Here is a 17,116-nt window from a genome sequence, read left to right on the forward strand (position 1 = left end):
CGCTCAGTCGTCGGAGTGCTTGGCCCCGGCGCGCCAGCGGATGCCGGCGTCGATGAAGCCGTCGATGTGGCCGTCGAAGACGGAGGAGGGGTTGCCCTCCTCGTGGTTGGTGCGCAGGTCCTTGACCATCTGGTACGGGTTCAGCACGTAGGAGCGCATCTGGTCACCCCAGGAGGCCTTGACGTCCCCGGCCATCTCCTTCTTCTTCGCGTCCGCCTCGGCCTGGCGCACGAGCAGCAGGCGGGACTGCATGACGCGCAGGGCGGCGGCGCGGTTCTGGATCTGGGACTTCTCGTTCTGCATCGAGACCACGATCCCGGTGGGCAGGTGCGTCATGCGCACGGCGGAGTCGGTGGTGTTGACGGACTGCCCGCCGGGGCCCGAGGAGCGGTAGACGTCGATCTTCAGCTCGGTCTCCGGGATGTCGATCGAGTCGTCGGACTCGATGAGCGGGATGACCTCCACGGCGGCGAAGGACGTCTGGCGGCGGCCCTGGTTGTCGAAGGGGCTGATCCGCACCAGGCGGTGGGTGCCGGCCTCCACGGAGAGGGTGCCGAAGGCGTAGGGGGCCTTGATCTCGAAGGTGGCGGACTTCAGCCCGGCCTCCTCCGCGTAGGCGGTGTCCATGACCTTGGTGGCCCAGCCGCGCTGCTCGGCCCAGCGCAGGTACATGCGCATCAGGATCTCGGCGAAGTCGGCGGCGTCCACGCCACCGGCCCCGGCGCGGATGGTGATGACGGCGTCCCGCTCGTCGTACTCGCCGGAGAGCAGGGTGACGATCTCCAGGTCCGACATGGTCTTGCGGATGGCCTCGAGCTCCTTGACGGTCTCCTCGCGGGCAGCCTCGTCGTCCTCCTCGGCGGCCAGCTCCACCATGACCTCGAGGTCGTCGATGCGCTCCTCGAGCCGGGTGATGCGCTCCAGCTCGGACTGGCGGTGGGAGAGCTTCGAGGTGACCTTCTGCGCCGCCTCCGGATCGTCCCAGAGGTCCGGGGCGGAGGCCTCTGCCTCCAGCCGGGTGATGTCCGCCCGGATCCGTTCCATGTCCGAGACCTGCTCGATGTTGGACAGCGTGGAGCGCAGCTGCGCGATTTCTGCGGTGTAGTCAGTCTCAGCCATGGTGTCCTCCAGCCTACAGCGCGGTGGGGCCGGCCGACCGCACGTGCTCCAGCAGCTCCGGTTCGGCCGAGGTCAGCACGTCCATCTCCTCCCCGCCATCACAGGTCAGCAGGGACAGGGTGACCTCCTCGGCGGGCCCCGCACGGGCGACGTCCCCGGCACTGTCAGACCGGACGGCACCGTCAGAGCCGAGATGGCGGCGGGCCGCCACCCGCCAGGTGCCCCCGGACTCCTCCCAGCGGAGCAGGCGCTGCAGGTCGGGGTGCGGGGTGTTCTCGGCGGTCATGGAGATCTCCTATCGGGTGAGGGCGGTCCGGGACGAGCTCGAGGCCACCACCGTGACTCCCTCGGGCACGATCCAGTTCACGATCGGCGGGCGGGCGGTGGCGGTCAGCACCACCTCCACCGTCTGGCCGTTGTCCCCCACGGTGACCGATTCCACGGTCAACCCCTCGAAGCGGCCGTGGGCCCCTGCGGCGGAGAGGTATCCGGCGACGGCACCGGCGGCGGCAGCGTCGTCGAGGACGGGCGTGTTGCCGGTCTCCGCCCCGTCCTCCACGTCCACCGTGAAGCTGTCCGCGGCGGCCATGGTGGCACCGTCCGCTGCCGAGAGGAGTTTGCGGGCCTGAAGGTTGACGGTGGTGACGGCGAGGATCACGGTGGCCAGCAGCAGGCAGACGACGCTCAGCCCGACCACCAGGACCGTGGTCTGGCCCTCGTCCCCCGCAGCGTCCCCCGCGGCCCTCGTCCGCTCTCCGGCACCGCGTCTCATCCGAACCTCGGCACGGGTTGCTGGGACGAGCTGGTGACCGTGGCCGCGGCGGCGTCCCACCCCAGACCCCGCGGCAGCAGGGGGACGGGGACGCGGATGGCGACCTCCACGGACACGGAGGAGCCGGGCTCGAGGCAGGGACTGGCCGAACAGCTCACCGCGGAGTGTGCGAGGGACGGGTCCAGCCCATAGTCCCCGAGCGTCAGGGCCACCACCGCATCGGCGCGACCGGCGGCGCTCGGGGCGTCCGGAGCGGTCACCATCGCCTGGGCCGCCTGATCGGCCGCCGCCACCGAGGCATAGGCCGCGGATTGGATCTGGCTGGTCAGCATCAGGAAATAGATCACCGGAATCAGCAACAGGGCGGCCAGCAGCACGAACTCCACGGTGGCTGAGCCCTCCTCGCCGTCCGGGTCCGGTGCCCTCGTGTCAGTACCGGTACGCATGGCCGTCCGCCTCCAATCCCACGGGGCCTGCGAGGAATCCGACCATGGGCATCTGGGTGCGCACGGTGACCCGGACGAGGTCGGTGCCGTCCCCGCCGACGACCTCCGCCGAGACCTCGGCATCCGCCCCGCCGGGGATCGACCCCGCGAGCAGGTCCCGGGCCCTGGCGGCCCCGTCGTCCGGCGTCCGGTCCCCCAGCGCGCCGTACCGGGCGCCGGCGCTGGCCGCATCGATCAGCGTGTTCCGGACGTGGATGATGATGCCGAACTGCAGGATCGCGGCGAAGATCAGCGCCAGCAGCGCCATCACCATGACGGATTCGGCCACCGCCGATCCGCGGTCGCCAGGGTCACCGCGGCCCATGCTCAGTTCTGGGTGACCTGGCTGATGGCCTGGTTGAACAGGTCAGTCAGGGCGGGCCCGGCGATCGCCAGCAGCCCGGCGACGAGCACGGCCGACATGAGGGTGATCATGACCCAACCGGGGACATCACCGCGATCGTCGTCGCGGGCCTCTGCGAACAGGGCGGTGATGGTCGCCAGGAGCCGGTGCTGCACAGTGGTCTGTCGTTTCATGGTCCCCTCCAGGGCTGGTGATCGTGAGTGTTGGTTGGATTCGTCGGATGGCGGGCAGGAGAACGCTTCTGGTCTGGGGCTCAGAAGCCGAGGTTCATGATGGAGATTCCGGGGTACACGGCAAAGATGACCGTCAGTGGCAGGATGCCGAAGACCAGCGGGGTCATCATGCCGATCTCCTTGCGTCCGGCGGATTCCAGCAGTTCGCGCTTCGACAGCTCCCGGACGTCCTTGGCCTGCGCCCGGAGCACATCGGCCAGGGGCGTCCCGCGTTCCAAGGCCACGAGGATGCCCTCGATGAAGCGCTCCACCGGGGCCAGCTGGATCCGCCGGGCGCAGGACTTCAGGGCGGCGTGGATGGAGGACCCGGACCGCATGTCGGACAGGACCGTGGCGAACTCTCCCGCCAACTCACCACGGGCCGTGGCGGCCACACGTTCCAGGGCTCCGGCGGCGCTGTCCCCCGCGCTGACCGACAGGGCCACCAGCTCGGCGACGGAGGGGAACTCGCTCAGGATCTTGGTCCGGCGCCGGTTGACCTGGGCAGACAGGACGTTGTCTCGGAGGAAGAACGCCGCCACGGCCAGGGACACCACCAGCACCACCCCCAGAAAGGGGTTCAGCCTTCCGTTGACGGCGAGCGCCACACACCCGGCCATCCCCACGGCGGCGGCTGCTGCGGCCGCAATGAGCTGTTGTGCACGGTAGTCCTGCACGGAGAGCCGGGATCCAGCGGCCTCGAGCTTGCGTTCGAGCGCCTGGTTGCCCAGGTTGAACCGGCCCAGTTGACGGACGCCCTCGGAGAGCACCGGCTGGATGATGCGGCCCAGGGCGCCCCAGGGTGACACCACCTCCTGGTCGGCCAGCAGCGTCGAGGCCGGGGCATGGTGGCGCAGCTGCGGTTCCACCCTCCGGGCCAGGGACGGGCGCCAACCCCACGGCAGCGCGATCAGCACGAGGGCGAGTCCTGCGCCCAGGGCCAGGCCCAGCGCCAGGGCCATGGTGAACGTCGTCATCTACAGCACCCTCTGCTCGGGTGGCAGTGTGCCGATCTTCAGCATCAGTTGATAGCAGATGAAGGACACCACCAGGCCGGCTGCCAACACCAGCAGTCCGGAGAAGGTCTGGTAGACCCGGACGGCGTCCGGCTGGGTTCCCAGCAGGAGCAGCACCACCCAGGGTGCCGCCACGGCCAATCGAGCGGCGTTGACGGTCCAGGACTGGCGCGATTCCAACTCGCTGCGTGTTCTGGCGTCCTCCCGCAGGAACTCGGACAGGGTGGACAGGAGGGTGCCGATGTCCGCGCCCCCGACCTCCCGGGTGAGCCGCAGGGAGGCGATCAGCCGGTCGGCCACCGGGTCCGCCATCCGGAACTTGAGATGGTCCAGACATTCGGTGAAGCGCAGTCCGGAACGGTAGTCCCGCGCGAACTCACGGAAGGCGGCCTGTAGTTCGACGGGTCCCTTCTCCCCCAGCTGGATCAGCGCCTCGGGCAGGGTCAGCCCGGCCCGGATGGCGGAACGCAGATGGTCCACGGCATCGGGCCAGACGTCCCGCAGCAGGGTGCGCCGTTTCTTGGCCTGCCACCTCACGGCGACCCAGGGCAGCAGGGCGCCGAAGATCCCGAAGCACAGGGCGATCGGCAGGGCGCGGGTCAGGATGAACACGATCAGGAGGGCGACCAGTCCGCATCCGATCATCGCCGCCACCAGCCCGGCGGGGCCGACCCGTTCGATATCGGCCTGGGCCAGGGCCTGCCGCAACCGGCTGTCCCGGCGCGGTGCCCGCGCCGTCGTGTGGCGCGGCCAGAACGACCACCAGACCAGGAACAGGCCGGCGCCGAGCATCAGGCCGAGGAGCAGTGCCATCAGCCGACGCCCACCACGGAGCGGACGTCATGGCCGCGCGACTCGAGCTTGTGGTTCTCCAGCATGGCGGAGGGGTTGAGGACCAGCTGGCCGTCGACCCGGTGGAACACGGTCGAGGACTCGATGATGCCCTCCTCGACACGCGTCCCCACCGAGAGGATCTCCTCCACCGTCCGGCGGCCGTTGCGGTCTCGGGCGCAATGCACCACGAGGTCGAAACAGGAGGCGACGGTCGGGACCACGAAGTTCCGGGAGATGTTCTCCCCGGCCATCAGCGGCAGCGTGCAGATCTTGGTCAGCGCGTCTGCCGCACTGTTGGCGTGGAGGGTGCACATGCCGGGCATGCCGCTGTTCAAGGCGATCAGCATGTCCAGGCTCTCGGCTTCCCGTACCTCGCCGACGATGAGGCGGTCCGGGCGCATCCGCAGGGCCTCCTTGACCAGGCGACGCAACGGGATCTCCCCGTGGCCCTCCAGGTTCGGCTGACGGCACTGCATCTGCACCACGTCGCGCAGCGGCATCTTGAGCTCGAAGATCTCCTCGACGGTCACCACCCGCTCCCGGCTGCCGATCGACGCGGCCAGACAGTTCAGCAGGGTGGTCTTGCCGGCCTGAGTGGCCCCGGAGACCAGGATGTTGAGGCCCGCGTCCACGCTCGCGTCCAGGAAGCGGGCGGCCTCGGGGCTCAGGGAGCCGGACCGGACGAGGTCTTCGAGCCGGTGGGCACGCACCACGAACTTGCGGATGTTGACCGACCAGTGCCGCCGGGTGATGTCCGGGATGACCACGTGGAGCCGTGAGCCGTCCGGCAGGGCCGCGTCCACGAACGGCGAGGACAGATCCAGGCGGCGGCCTGAGGTCTTGAGCATCCGTTCGACCAGGTCCCGGACGTTCTCCTCGGTCAGGGTGATGTTCGTCAGCTCCGAGACCCCTCCCCGCGCACAGAACACCGCCGTGGGCGAGTTGATCCAGATCTCCTCGATCGTGTCGTCGTCCAACAGGGGCTGGAGCACCCCGAAACCTGCCACGGAATCGAACACCGTCTTGACGGCTTCAGCACGGTCCGGAAGCAGCGGCAGGGAACCGATGAGCGAGCGCGCGTCGTAGTCCGCCGTGGCATCTTGCACCAGGCGGCGGACCCCCTCCGGGTCTCGCTGCGGATCCACGCCTCGCCGGCGGATCAGCTCGCGGACCTCGTCCTCCAGAATGCGGACTGCTTCCATGGTTCCCCTCCATGCCGGGGCTGATGGCTTGGCCCCTCGGCTCCGAGAGTACCGAGTTCTGCCCCCGCACCACACTGGTCACGGACGAGTCTGTGGACAATCCCCCGTCCGGGCGTGTTGTCCACAGCCAGGTCACACCGGAGCGCGCCGCCTAAGAGACCTGCGTCACGCTGAAGGCAACTGGTTCGGTGACGTCCGGACAGAACGGCAAAACAGGAGGTCAACCCCGCGTGTGGTTGCGAGTGCTGGGCCTGCCGACGGACACGGGTCAGTGGTGGCAGGTTCTCGATCCTGTTCTCGGCCCTGCGGCGGACCCCTGGCCGGTGATCGACGAATTGTTACGCCGCCGCTTCCCCGGGTATCGCTTCTCCCCGTCGACGCAGTCCGGCAGTCCGGGGCACCAGGCGGCGGTCCACACCGTGGTGGCGCGCCCCGGCGAGGGGCCGGCGTCGGCCTCCCGGGGTGAGGGCCCGGACGTCCTGGTGGTCACCGAGGACGGGCCCGACGCCGGCCGGCTGGCCCCTCTGCCCCGGTCCGGTCTGACGGTGGGCCGCAATCATGCCGCGTGGCGCCTCTCCGACCCGTTCCTGTCCGCCCCGCACTTCCGGCTGGAGGTGGAACCGGGCGGCGTCCGCATCACGGAACTCACCTCTCGGCCGGAGCCCGCGGGCCGCGGGGACTCCTGGTGGCACGGCGACCGCCCCCATGGTGCGGGCAGCTCCGAGTTCCGCCTGGCCCGAGGCCGGCCCGAACCCCTGGCCCCGGCCCGGCCACTGCCGGAGCTGCTCATCGACCCGGGAGCAGAACCGGTCCGCCCCAACCCGCTGCTGCAGGCGATCATGGCCGCCGGCCCCCTGGTCATCGGCGTCGTCATGGCCGTGGTCACCGGGATGTGGTACTTCCTCTTGTTCAGCCTGGTGTCGGTGGCCGTGGTGGTGGTCATGTGGTCCCAGCACCGCGCCGCCGCCCGGCGCCACGGCGAACGCATCCGGGCCGCCGCCCATCGGATCCGCGATCAGCTCCATGAGGTGGCCCCCACCCCGGGGAGGCTGTCACTGGCCGCCCGGTCCGCGGCGGCGGACCGCTTCGCGGTGGCCGCAGCAGCGCCGCCCGACGCGGAGGGACCGCTCCTCCGCTGGGGTACGGGCCTGACCCGCCTGCCCTTGGCCTCGGAGAAGGACAACGATTCCTGGGACCGTTGGGCCACGGTGGAGCTGCCGGCCACCTCGGTCCTGCGCCGGGGCGGTTCGACGCTGGTCACCGGCCAGCCCGCCACCCTTCACGCCCTGGCATCCTGGGTGCAGGTGCAGCTGTGCCGCGATGCCATGTCCACCGGGCGCGGCGTCATCGTCCGCACCCCCGACGGGGATCTGCGATGGGGCGGCGTCATCGGGGCATCCTCCGGCACCGTCCTCTACTGGCCCGGGACCACCGTCCGGGGCCTCCCCGAGGGCTGGCACCGGATTCTCCTGCGCGAGACCAGTTCGCCGGGCGGCAGCCAGGACGCCCCTGGCGACACGGTGGCACCGCGGGACCGGCTGGACCCCGACCGAGGCCTCGCGAGACTCGGGGAACTGGAGTTCACGGGATTCAGGTTTCACGGCATGTCCGCCCCGACCGTGGACTGGTTGCTGGACGAGATGGGTGCCACGGAGCGCCCTCGGCCGGACACGGGGGCGGCCGGGTTGAACCTCCCGGATCCGCTGATGACCGGCTCGGCCGCTGATGCCCTGAGGGTCGAGTTGGCGTCGGGTGAGGAGGACGTGGACCTCGACCTGGTGGCCCGCGGACCCCACCTCCTCGTGGCCGGCACCACGGGATCGGGCAAGTCGGAGCTCCTGCTGACGCTGTTGACGGGGATGGCGGCAGCCCATCCGGCCACCGAGGTGTCCTTCGTGCTGATGGACTTCAAGGGAGGCTCCTCCTTCGCCGTCCTGGCCGGGCTGCCCCACACCATGTCCGTGGAGACCAATCTTGCCGAGGCCCAGTCCCTGCGCACCTTCGACGCGCTGAGCGCCGAACTGCGACGCCGGGAGGAGCTGTTCCTCGCTGCGGGAACCGCGGACTTCCGCGCCTACCGGCGCGCCCACCCGGACGCGGACCTGCCTCGGCTCGTGGTGGCGGTCGACGAGCTCCGTGTCCTGATGGACGAGCACCCGCAGGCCGCCGCGCTGCTGGCCCGGTTGGCCGCCACCGGCAGATCCCTGGGATTCCACCTGGTGTTGGCCACCCAGCGGGCCCAGGGCGCCGTGGGCCCGGACATCCGGTCCAACCTCGGCACCGTGATCTGCCTGCGCACCGCCACCGAACAGGAATCCTGGGACCTGCTGGGAACCGCGGAGGCCTTCACCATCCCCGCCGACTCGCCCGGTCAGGCCTACCTCAAGCACGGCGGACAACCAGCCCGGCCCTTCCGCGCCGGTCAGTTCTCGGTGGCCACCGGCCCGCCGACCCTGGTCCCGTGGACCCAGGGGCCCACGGACACCCCACCAGCCCCGTGGTCCGACCTCGTCGCCCTGATCGGGGCAGAGGCCATCGCCCGCCGCCTGCCGGTCCCGCGCCGGGCCGTGACCCCCGCACTGCCCGACTCCTGGACCCCCACGCCGGCCGAGCGGTCCGCGGTGCCGGGCGCCGTCGTCGTGGGCCTGGCCGACCTCCCCCGGCAGCGAGCGCAGGTTCCCGTGAGCTGGCGGCCCGGACAGGATGCCCCGGCCGCGTGGATCGGCGCGGCTGCCGGCGGGGTGGACGAGGCCGCCCGCAGTGTCCTGGCGCAGCTGGCCGATCAGGACGTAGCCGGCCCACCCGGTACCCCGGCCGTGACCACCGTGGTCCTGGACGGTGCCGGAGTGCTGTCCTCCCTCGCAGGGACGTGGCCGGCGGATCCGCCGCGGCCCCCAGAAAACTGGTCCGTGCTCACCGCCGAGCAGGCCACCGCGGAGGCCCTGGCCGAGGTCTTCGACGGGCTCCGGTCCGAGCTGGCCCGGCCGTCCGGCGTCCGCCTCGTGGTGACCCACTGGGGACGATGGGCCACCCGGCGGATCGGGACCGGGTACGAGACGCTCGAGGAGCACGTGGCCCAGCTGATGCGGGACCACGGTCCCGGGCTGCTGTCCGTCGCCCTGTTCGGCGGGCGGGAGCTGGCCGGCGGCCGGGTGCTGGGCCAGGTCCCGCTGCGGTTCTACCTGCCGGCCGGGACCACCCCGGAGCACCGGATGGTCTGGCCCACCCTGCGCCGGGTGCGGGAAGTCCCCGGCCGGGCCGTGATGGTCTGTGCCGAGCACCCCGCGCCGGGGGTGGCGGTCCAGCTCAGCGCGCCACCTTCCGGGGGAACACCACGGACATGATCCACACGGCAACCGCCATGAAGCCCAGGCACCAGGCCACCGCGATCCAGGGGTCCGCACCGGCGTCCTGGCCGTTCATGAGGGCCCGCGAGGCGTCGATCACCGGGGTCATCGGCTGGTGCTGCGCGAAACCCTGCAGCCAGCCCGGCATCGTCTGGACTGGCGCGAACCCGCTCGAGACGTAGGGCAGGAACAGCAGCACGAAGCCGTAGCCGTTGGCGGATTCAGGCGAGCCGGCCACCAGGCCCAGCAGGGCGAAGATGACGGTGATCGCCAGGATCCACAACAGGATCAGGCCCAGTGAACCCAGCAGCTGCCCCGCGTCGGCCTCGGTCCGGAAGCCCACGGCGAAGCCCACCAGGACGACCACGGCGGTGGCCATCAGGTTGCGCACCATGGAGGAGACGGCATGCCCCAGCAGGACGGTCACGGCGGGAAAGGGCATGGTCCGCAGCCGGTTCATGAAGCCCGTGGTGACGTCCTGACTGACCACCACCGCCGTGTAGGAGGCGCCGAACCCGGCGGCGGTGAGCACCACGGCCGGCATGACGTAGGCCAGGTAGGCCTGGCGGCCTCCCCCGCCCACGTCGATGGCACCGCCCATCACGAAGTTGAAGATCAGCATCAGGAACACCGGCAGCAGGATGGCCATCATCAGGGACTCCCCGTCCCGGAAGGACTTCTTCAGGCTCCGGGCCGAGAAGACCCGCAGCGCGGTCGCGAATCCCGCACCACCGGACCGTGCGGCGGGCGGGACCGGTGGAGGCTGTGGAGGCTGTGGGGACTGGACAGGCTGGGCGGTCTGTTCGGCGCTCATGCCGCCGCCCCCTCGGCCTCGGGGGATCCGTGCCCCGTCAGCTGCAGGAACACCTCGTCCATGCTCGGCTTGCGGACCGTCACGGCGAGTCCGGGCTGCTGGCCGGCGAGCGCGGTGAGGGTGCGCGCCACGTCCGCCGTGGACCCGTCCGTGGGGTGTTCGGAGACCAGCCGACCGGACTCGTCGTGGAGCTGGATGGTGGTCCCGCCCACCCGGTCCTTGAGCTCGTCCGCCGAGCCCTCGGCCACGATCCTCCCGCCGTCCAGCACCAGGATCCGCTCGGCCAGGGCTTCGGCCTCGTCCAGGTACTGGGTGGTCAGGAACACCGAGGTGCCCTGCCCGGCGAGCCGGTGGATCTCGTCCCAGAGCGCCTGCCGGCTGCGGGTGTCCAGTCCGGTGGTCGGCTCGTCCAGGAAGATCAGCTCCGGTTCGGCGATGAGGCTGACGGCGATGTCCAGCTTGCGGCGCATGCCCCCGGAGTAGGTGGAGACCCGTGCGGCCCGCGCGGCGCCCAGACCGAAGCGTTCCAACAGCTCATCGCCCCGGCGGAGCGCCTCGGCACGGGTCAGGCCGAAGAGCGTGCCCATCATCAGCAGGTTCTCCGCGCCGCTGAGGCCCTCGTCCACGGCGGCGTACTGGCCCGTCAGGGCGATCCGGCGCTGCAACCGGCGCCGGTCGGCCTGGGTGTCCAGCCCGAGGACCCGGGCGTGTCCGGCGCTCGGCCGCAGCAGCGTGGAGAGGATGTTCACGAGCGTGGTCTTCCCGGCCCCGTTCGGCCCCAGCAGGGCGTGGATCCCCCGTGGCAGGCGCAGGTCCAGGTGGTCCAGGACCCGCGGGCCGCCGAAGGCGATGGACAGCCCGGACACCTCGATCAGCGGCTCGTCAGTGACCGTATCTGCGTATCTCATACACTGAGTATTCCATACACAGTTGCTGCTCGTCCACGGCTCGCCCGCACTTCAGTGCGATGATGCTGGAATGGGAGACGACACCACCGAGGGCGGGCTGCCGCGGGCCGTGGCCGCCGCCTGGGGCCTGCTTCAGACACCGCAACGCGGCCCCGCCCGGGGACTGGACCATCAGCGCATCGCCGAGGCCGGCGTCGTCATCGCGGACCGGGACGGGCTGGCCGCCGTGACCATGGCCGCGGTGGCCCGGGAGCTCGGCTTCACCACCATGTCCCTGTACCGGTATGTCGGGAGCAAGGACGAGCTGCTGCGCCTCATGCAGAACGCCGCCGTGCAGATCCCGGACGGCCTGGTCCTGCCGGCCTCGTGGCCCGAGGGGATCCGGACCTGGGCGGAGGTGGTGCGCCGGGCCTACCGCGCCCGCCCGTGGCTGATGGACCTGCCCCGGGACCAGGCCGCGGTCCTGATGCCCAACACCCTGCGCGCGGCCGAACTGGGGCTGGCGACCATGGACGGCCTGGACCTGGAGGACGGCGAGAAGATCGGGATCATCCTGCTCGTCTCCCAGCACGTGATGTCCCTGGTGGAGCTGGAGCGGTCCCTCGCCGTGGAGGGCGGGGTGTCCATGACCCCGGAGGGACTGGAGCGGCTCGGCACCGTGGTCACCGCCGAGCGGTTCCCCCGCCTCGCGGCCCTGATCTCCACCGGTGGCTTCGCGGACCCCCCGCCCGCCGACCCGGTGGGAGATGACGGCGAGCACGGGGATGACAGCGAGCACGGAGTGGGCGGTGCGGGCGGCGCGGGCGGCGCGGGCGGCCAGGACCCGGCCGATGTGGAGATGGAGTACACGCTGGGACTCGATCTGATCACCGCCGGGATCGACGCCCTGATCGCCCGCCGCGCCGCGGGGCCGACGGCCAGCGGTTCCGCGGGCGCGTCCGGCACCGGATAATCCTGCCCATGACCGAGATCCTGCTGTTCCACCACGCCCTCGGGCTGACCGACGGCGTCCGCTGGCTCGCCGGCCGACTCACGGCGGCCGGCCACGAGGTCCACGCCCCGGACCTGTTCGCGGGCCGGACATTCACCACGATCGAGGAGGGCGTGGAGCACGCCGAGCAGGACGTGGGCGTGGAGGGCATCCTGCGCCGGGCCGACGAGGCGGCGGACGCCCACCCCGGGGCCACCGCGTTCATCGGGATCTCGCTGGGGGCCATGCCGGCCTATCGGCTGGCCCAGACCCGTCCCGCCGCGCGGGGATGCGTGGCGATCTCGGCGGCCCTGCCGGTGGACCACTTCGCGCCCCGCTGGCCGGAGAACGTCGCGCTGGGGATCCACCTGAAGAGCGCGGACCCGTGGGGCGAGGAGGACCGGCCCGTGGCGTGGGCGCTGGCCGGCGAGGTCGCCGAGCTCTACGAGTACCCCGGGGACCAGCACCTGTTCACCGAGCACGGCCACCCGGGCTTCGACGCGGACGCCACCGAGCTCGTCCTGGCGCGCACCCTCCAGGGCCTAGGAAGCCCCAGGGCCTAGGAAGCCGGTAGTCCGACTCGGTCAGCCCTGTGACCGACGCCGGCGCACCACGGTCCGGCCCGCCACGGCCACCCCCACCAGCCCCAGAGCGATCAGCCCGGCGAACAGGTACCCGGCCTCGGGCGAGATGCCGTCGATGAAGGCACCGGCCACCGGGGCGCCCATCGCCGCACCGGCGGTCATGGCCGAGCCGTAGTAGCCCATGGCCTCCCCGCGCCGGTCCTCGGTCACCACGTGGGACATCAGCGCGGAGGCGGCGGCCAGCGTGGGCGCGGTGAACAGCCCCGAGATGATGGACACCACCGCGAGCGCCCACACCCCGTCCACGAGGGCCATCGGCAGGGTCCCGAGCGCGAAGAGGGCCAGCAGCAGCAGCGGCGAGATCCGCCGGCCCAGGGCCCCGTAGAGGATCCCGCCCACCGCGGAGGCGCCGCACCAGAAGGCGATCACGACGCCGGCCTGGGCGGCTGCCCCGGACTGTTCCAGTTCCGCGACGATCGCCACCTCGGTCCCGGACATCAGCATCCCCGACCCCAGGGACACCACGAGAACGGCGAGCGCGGTGCCGGACAGCCAGCCGAAGGTCGCCCGCAGCCTGGCGAACGCACCCGGAGAGGCGAGGGGCCCCGGGGAGGCGAGGGGCCCCGGGGAGGCGGCCGGGCCGGCGTCGTGCGCGGGGCGCTGCTCAGACCGGATGACCGGCAGGGCGCCGGTGGTCAGCTCGCTGGCCGTGAGGTCCAGGTGGGCCGGGGCCCCGTGCACGGCGCCGTCCACGGCCCGCTGCAGATCCTCCTCGGCGGAGTACTCGCGCTCGGTGCCGGGCCGGGCCAGGAAGGTGCCCAGCTGGGAGGAGCGGGTGGGCGGGTTGAACCACATCAGGTACGCCCCCGCCGCCACGGCGGACCAGCCGACGATCGCCAGTCCCCCGGCGCTGGACCAGCTGGTGGCCACCACGGCGCCGAGGGCGGGGCCGATCATGAAGATGGTCTCCGTGATGATCGAATCGAGGGCGAAGGCGGTCTCCCGCCTCGGTCCGTGGGTGAGCACGCCGATGGACTGGCGCACCACGGAGAACACGGGCAGGGAGAACAGCCCGCCGAGGAAGGCGCCGATCAGCAGCCAGGGGAAGTCCAGGAACGGCACGGCGGTCCAGACGATCCCCAGGCTCACCACGGAGGGGATCAGCGCCCGGCGCAGGCCCACCCGATCCACGAGCCGGCCGCGCCACGGGGAGCCGACGGCCATGCCCAGGGTCATGGCAGCCACCGCCAGCCCGGCGGCCCCGTAGCCCTGGCCCAGGGTGACGGCCACGTGCAGGGTGAGGATGATGCCGGTGGCGGCGTTGGGGAACCGGGCGATGAAGCCGACGCCCAGCACCCGGCGGATGCGGGTGTCCCGCAGCAGGTGTCCGTAGGCGGCGAAGTTCACGAGGATCAGGTTACCCGTGAGTCACCGGGCGGGCATCGGTCAGTCGTTGTTCCGGCGGCTCTGCTTGGCGCGGATCAGGTCCAGGGCGATCACGGAGCCGATCACGGCGCAGCGCACCAGCGGCGGCATCCCGGGGTCCAGGGACAGCGCATAGCGGCTGCGGCCCAGCATCGCCTGGCCGAGCCCGGCCCACCTCCGGTTCACGGTGGCCACGGCCGTGCCGCCCGCGGTGAGCTGGAAGTCCATGCCCATCAGGTTCCCGTCCAGGACCAGTTCCGTGCCGTCCACCACGGAGACCTGGACCGAGGTGCGGAGGAAGGTCATCCGCTGGACGAGGTCGGCGATCGGTCCGCCCTGGGGATCGGTCACCCGGTAGCGGTCCCGCCCCCAGGTCATGGGGTCATGGACGTGGAACAGGGGCGTCCCGGACCGGTCCGTGATCTCGAACTGCCGGTTGCCGCCGAACATCCTCTCGGCCGTGGAGCCGAGGGTGTGCCCGTAGGCGACCGGCCGGCCCTCGGCGTCCTCCAGGGCGAAGTCGTTGGACAGGAAGCCGGTGACCTGCTGCATCACCAGCAGATCGGCGGATTCAAGGGCGTTGTCGCTGGACATGGAACCCAGTCTGCCGCAGTCGGGAATACTCCGCCGCACCTCGCCGTTGGACTGGGTGATTCAAATTTGCAATACTTTCATCGAGGCCAGCAACCACGGCAGAGCAGGGAGCACATCATGCAGTTCGGCATCTTCACCATCGGCGACATCACCACCGATCCCACCAACGGCACCACGCCCACCGAGCACCAGCGGATCAAGGACACGGTCAGGATCGCGAAGCACGCCGAGCAGGCCGGCTTCGAGGTCTTCGCCACCGGCCAGCACCACAACCCGCCGTTCGTGGCCCCCGGCAACCCGCCCACCCTGCTGGCCTTCCTGGCCGCGCAGACCGAGAAGCTCACCCTCTCCACCGCCACCACCCTGATCACCACCATGGACCCGGTGCGCCTGGCTGAGGACTACTCCTACCTGCAGCACCTGGCGGACGGCCGGCTGGACCTGACCATGGGCCGCGGCAACACCGGCCCGGTCTACCCCTGGTTCGGCAAGGACATCCGCCAGGGCATCCCGCTGGCCGTGGAGAACTACCACCTGCTCTACCGCCTGTGGCACGAGGAGAACATCGACTGGCAGGGCCGCTTCCGCACCCCGCTGCAGGACTTCACCCTGACCCCGCAGCCGCTGGACGGCGTGGCCCCCTTCGTGTGGCACGGCTCCATCCGCTCCGCGGAGATCGCCGAGCAGGCCGCCTACTACGGTGACGGGTTCTTCCACAACAACATCTTCTGGAACAAGGAGCACATCATCCAGATGGTGCAGCTCTACCGCCAGCGCTACGAGTACTACGGCCACGGCAAGGCCCACCAGGCCTACGTGGGCCTCGGCGGCCAGGCCTTCATGGCCAAGAACTCGCAGGACGCCGTCAAGGCCTTCCGCCCCTACTTCGACAACGCCCCGGTGTACGGCCACGGCCCGTCCCTGGAGCAGTTCACCCGGATGACCCCGCTGACCGTGGGCTCCCCGCAGCAGGTCATCGAGCGCACCCTCGAGTTCCGCGACTGGGTGGGTGACTACCAGCGGCAGATGTTCCTCATGGACCACGCCGGCCTGCCCACCGACGTGGTGTTGGAGCAGCTGGACATCATGGGCGAGGAGGTCCTGCCGGTGCTGCGGAAGGAGTTCGCCGCGCTGAAGCCCGCGGACGTCCCCGAGGCACCGACCCACGAGTTCCTGGTGGAGCGCGCCCGCCGCGGCGAGGCCCCCGTGCCGGGCGGCAAGGAGGGCTCGCAGGCCTGGGCTGACGCTCAGGAGCGTGAGGCGAAGGCCGAGTCCGCAGAGAAGAAGGAGGACGCCAAGTGAGCCTCTCCCCCGAGGCCACCGACCCCTTCACGCCGCAGACCCGCCACATCGTGGTGGTCTCCGGCGGGCTGGGCGAGCCGTCCTCCTCCACCCAGCTGGCGGACCGGATGGCCCAGGCGGCCGCCGATCTGCTCTCCGCCGAGGGGATCGTCCCGGAGGTCCACCGCGTGGAGATCCGGCTGTTGGCCACCGAGATCGCCGAGGCCACCGTGAACACCGCGCGGTCCGAGGCGCTGCAGGCGGCCCTGGACGAGGTGGAGCAGGCCGACGCCGTCGTGACCGTCTCCCCCACCTTCAAGGCCAGCTACTCCGGGCTGTTCAAGGCCTTCTGGGACCTCGTGGACAACGACGCCCTGCGCGGGGTGCCCGTGCTGCTCGGCGCGACCGGCGGCACCCCGCGGCACTCCCTGATGATCGACTCGGCGCTGCGGCCGCTGTTCAGCTACCTGCGCACCAAGGTCCTCTCCTCCTCCGTCTTCGCCGCCTCGGACGACTGGGGCGAGGTCACCGGCGGTCAGGAGTCGGCGCGCACCACGCCCCTGCAGCACCGGATCGAGGCCGCCGGCGAGGACCTGGCCTCCGTGGTCGGGCGGCTGCCGGCCCGCCCGCGCCGGCAGTCCGGGACGGCCAAGCCGCTGGAGGTGATCCCCTTTGACCAGCTCCTCCGTGGGAACTGAGGCCTGGTCCCGGACGGCCGCGCCGGGCCACACCGAGGCCGGGCTGCCGCGGCAGGCGTGGCGGGCCTACTTCGAGGCCACCGCGTTGCTGCAGGACCGCCTGGACCGGACGCTGAAGGACGGCGCGGACCTGCACCTGGCCGACTACAACCTGCTGCTGCTGCTCTCCGAGGCCCCCGAGGGCCGGATGCGGATGGGCGAGCTGGCCCGCCTGATGGTCTTCTCCCCGTCCCGCGTCACCTACCAGGTCAAGACCCTGGAGCAGCGGGGGCTGGTGGAGCGTTGCGCCTCGGCCACGGACCGGCGCGGGGCGGAGGCCGTGATCACCGACGACGGCCGGCACCTCTTCCGCAAGGCCGCGGCCCTGCACTCGCGCCAGGTCCAGGACCTGTTCCTCGACCGGCTCGAGGACGGCGAGGCCGAGACGGTGCTGCGGGTGTTCTCCCGGCTGGGGCGGGGGCTGGAGGCAGGCCCCGCGGGCTGACTGGAGC

The 17,116-nt window shown here is 71.3% G+C and carries 19 protein-coding genes; 6 read left to right on the top strand and 13 right to left on the bottom strand.

What is annotated here, in order from left to right; translation table 11 throughout:
- Positions 1 to 3: 3 nt before the first annotated feature.
- The 9 genes from prfB to AB0K08_RS04010 all read right to left on the bottom strand — a co-directional run bounded on the left by prfB (position 4) and on the right by AB0K08_RS04010 (position 6,004).
- Positions 4 to 1,119, bottom strand: coding sequence for a peptide chain release factor 2 (gene prfB, locus AB0K08_RS03970; RefSeq protein WP_363351920.1), 1,116 nt, complete (start codon positions 1,117 to 1,119; stop codon positions 4 to 6).
- A gap of 13 nt (positions 1,120 to 1,132) precedes the next feature.
- Positions 1,133 to 1,405, bottom strand: coding sequence for a hypothetical protein (locus AB0K08_RS03975; RefSeq protein WP_363351922.1), 273 nt, complete (start codon positions 1,403 to 1,405; stop codon positions 1,133 to 1,135).
- A 9-nt stretch (positions 1,406 to 1,414) separates the two neighbouring features.
- Complete coding sequence (locus AB0K08_RS03980; RefSeq protein WP_363351924.1) at positions 1,415 to 1,891, bottom strand: pilus assembly protein TadG-related protein; 477 nt, start codon at positions 1,889 to 1,891, stop codon at positions 1,415 to 1,417.
- Entirely contained in the window at positions 1,888 to 2,337 is a 450-nt protein-coding gene (locus AB0K08_RS03985; protein ID WP_363351926.1) for a hypothetical protein, read from the bottom strand. Before AB0K08_RS03985 ends, AB0K08_RS03980 begins: the two co-directional genes overlap by 4 nt.
- Positions 2,321 to 2,665: a TadE/TadG family type IV pilus assembly protein gene (locus tag AB0K08_RS03990; protein WP_363351928.1), complete on the bottom strand. Its 345-nt coding sequence runs from the start codon at positions 2,663 to 2,665 to the stop codon at positions 2,321 to 2,323. Before AB0K08_RS03990 ends, AB0K08_RS03985 begins: the two co-directional genes overlap by 17 nt.
- Positions 2,666 to 2,703: 38 nt before the next feature.
- Positions 2,704 to 2,913: a hypothetical protein gene (locus AB0K08_RS03995; RefSeq protein ID WP_363351930.1), complete on the bottom strand. Its 210-nt coding sequence runs from the start codon at positions 2,911 to 2,913 to the stop codon at positions 2,704 to 2,706.
- Between the two features lie 80 nt (positions 2,914 to 2,993).
- Entirely contained in the window at positions 2,994 to 3,929 is a 936-nt protein-coding gene (locus AB0K08_RS04000) for a type II secretion system F family protein (RefSeq protein WP_363351932.1), read from the bottom strand.
- A complete protein-coding gene (locus AB0K08_RS04005; RefSeq protein WP_363351934.1) occupies positions 3,930 to 4,781 on the bottom strand; it encodes a type II secretion system F family protein in 852 nt (283 codons plus the stop codon).
- Positions 4,781 to 6,004, bottom strand: coding sequence for an ATPase, T2SS/T4P/T4SS family (locus AB0K08_RS04010; protein ID WP_363351936.1), 1,224 nt, complete (start codon positions 6,002 to 6,004; stop codon positions 4,781 to 4,783). Before AB0K08_RS04010 ends, AB0K08_RS04005 begins: the two co-directional genes overlap by 1 nt.
- Before the next feature lie 230 nt (positions 6,005 to 6,234).
- Between AB0K08_RS04010 and AB0K08_RS04015 the strand changes: the two genes are divergently transcribed.
- Positions 6,235 to 9,348, top strand: coding sequence for an FtsK/SpoIIIE domain-containing protein (locus AB0K08_RS04015; RefSeq protein ID WP_363351938.1), 3,114 nt, complete (start codon positions 6,235 to 6,237; stop codon positions 9,346 to 9,348).
- Here the strand turns inward: AB0K08_RS04015 and AB0K08_RS04020 are convergent.
- Together AB0K08_RS04020 and AB0K08_RS04025 are read right to left on the bottom strand one after the other, a co-directional pair.
- Positions 9,311 to 10,165 carry an ABC transporter permease gene (locus AB0K08_RS04020; protein WP_363351940.1) on the bottom strand — a complete coding sequence of 285 codons (855 nt, stop codon included), beginning with the start codon at positions 10,163 to 10,165 and terminating at the stop codon, positions 9,311 to 9,313. The two genes, AB0K08_RS04015 and AB0K08_RS04020, sit on opposite strands and share 38 nt — an antisense overlap.
- Positions 10,162 to 11,073 (bottom strand): ATP-binding cassette domain-containing protein, encoded by a 912-nt coding sequence (locus AB0K08_RS04025; RefSeq protein WP_363351941.1) that lies wholly within the window; start codon positions 11,071 to 11,073, stop codon positions 10,162 to 10,164. The genes AB0K08_RS04020 and AB0K08_RS04025 overlap by 4 nt, the downstream gene beginning before the upstream one ends.
- 70 nt (positions 11,074 to 11,143) lie before the next feature.
- On the opposite strand from AB0K08_RS04025, the gene AB0K08_RS04030 reads away from it, so the two are divergent.
- Together AB0K08_RS04030 and AB0K08_RS04035 are read left to right on the top strand one after the other, a co-directional pair.
- Positions 11,144 to 12,025 (top strand): TetR/AcrR family transcriptional regulator, encoded by an 882-nt coding sequence (locus AB0K08_RS04030; protein WP_363351943.1) that lies wholly within the window; start codon positions 11,144 to 11,146, stop codon positions 12,023 to 12,025.
- An 8-nt stretch (positions 12,026 to 12,033) separates the two neighbouring features.
- Positions 12,034 to 12,606 (top strand): dienelactone hydrolase family protein, encoded by a 573-nt coding sequence (locus AB0K08_RS04035; protein WP_363351945.1) that lies wholly within the window; start codon positions 12,034 to 12,036, stop codon positions 12,604 to 12,606.
- A gap of 21 nt (positions 12,607 to 12,627) precedes the next feature.
- Here the strand turns inward: AB0K08_RS04035 and AB0K08_RS04040 are convergent, their stop codons facing one another.
- Both AB0K08_RS04040 and AB0K08_RS04045 read right to left on the bottom strand, forming a co-directional pair.
- A complete protein-coding gene (locus AB0K08_RS04040; RefSeq protein WP_363351947.1) occupies positions 12,628 to 14,034 on the bottom strand; it encodes an MFS transporter in 1,407 nt (468 codons plus the stop codon).
- Positions 14,035 to 14,073: 39 nt separating this feature from the next.
- Positions 14,074 to 14,646 carry an LURP-one-related family protein gene (locus tag AB0K08_RS04045; protein WP_363351949.1) on the bottom strand — a complete coding sequence of 191 codons (573 nt, stop codon included), beginning with the start codon at positions 14,644 to 14,646 and terminating at the stop codon, positions 14,074 to 14,076.
- 117 nt (positions 14,647 to 14,763) lie between these two features.
- Here AB0K08_RS04045 and AB0K08_RS04050 point away from each other — a divergent pair, with 117 nt between their 5' ends.
- The 3 genes from AB0K08_RS04050 to AB0K08_RS04060 are packed head-to-tail and all read left to right on the top strand — an operon-like array spanning position 14,764 to position 17,109.
- Positions 14,764 to 15,948, top strand: coding sequence for an LLM class flavin-dependent oxidoreductase (locus AB0K08_RS04050; RefSeq protein ID WP_363351951.1), 1,185 nt, complete (start codon positions 14,764 to 14,766; stop codon positions 15,946 to 15,948).
- Positions 15,945 to 16,625 (top strand): CE1759 family FMN reductase, encoded by a 681-nt coding sequence (locus AB0K08_RS04055; RefSeq protein ID WP_363351953.1) that lies wholly within the window; start codon positions 15,945 to 15,947, stop codon positions 16,623 to 16,625. Before AB0K08_RS04050 ends, AB0K08_RS04055 begins: the two co-directional genes overlap by 4 nt.
- The gene (locus AB0K08_RS04060; RefSeq protein WP_363351955.1) at positions 16,600 to 17,109 is read left to right on the top strand and encodes a MarR family transcriptional regulator; all 510 of its coding nucleotides are present in this window, start codon (positions 16,600 to 16,602) and stop codon (positions 17,107 to 17,109) included. The genes AB0K08_RS04055 and AB0K08_RS04060 overlap by 26 nt, the downstream gene beginning before the upstream one ends.
- Positions 17,110 to 17,116 lie beyond the last annotated feature (7 nt).

Source organism: Citricoccus sp. NPDC055426 (assembly GCF_040677445.1).
Lineage (GTDB): Bacteria > Actinomycetota > Actinomycetes > Actinomycetales > Micrococcaceae > Citricoccus.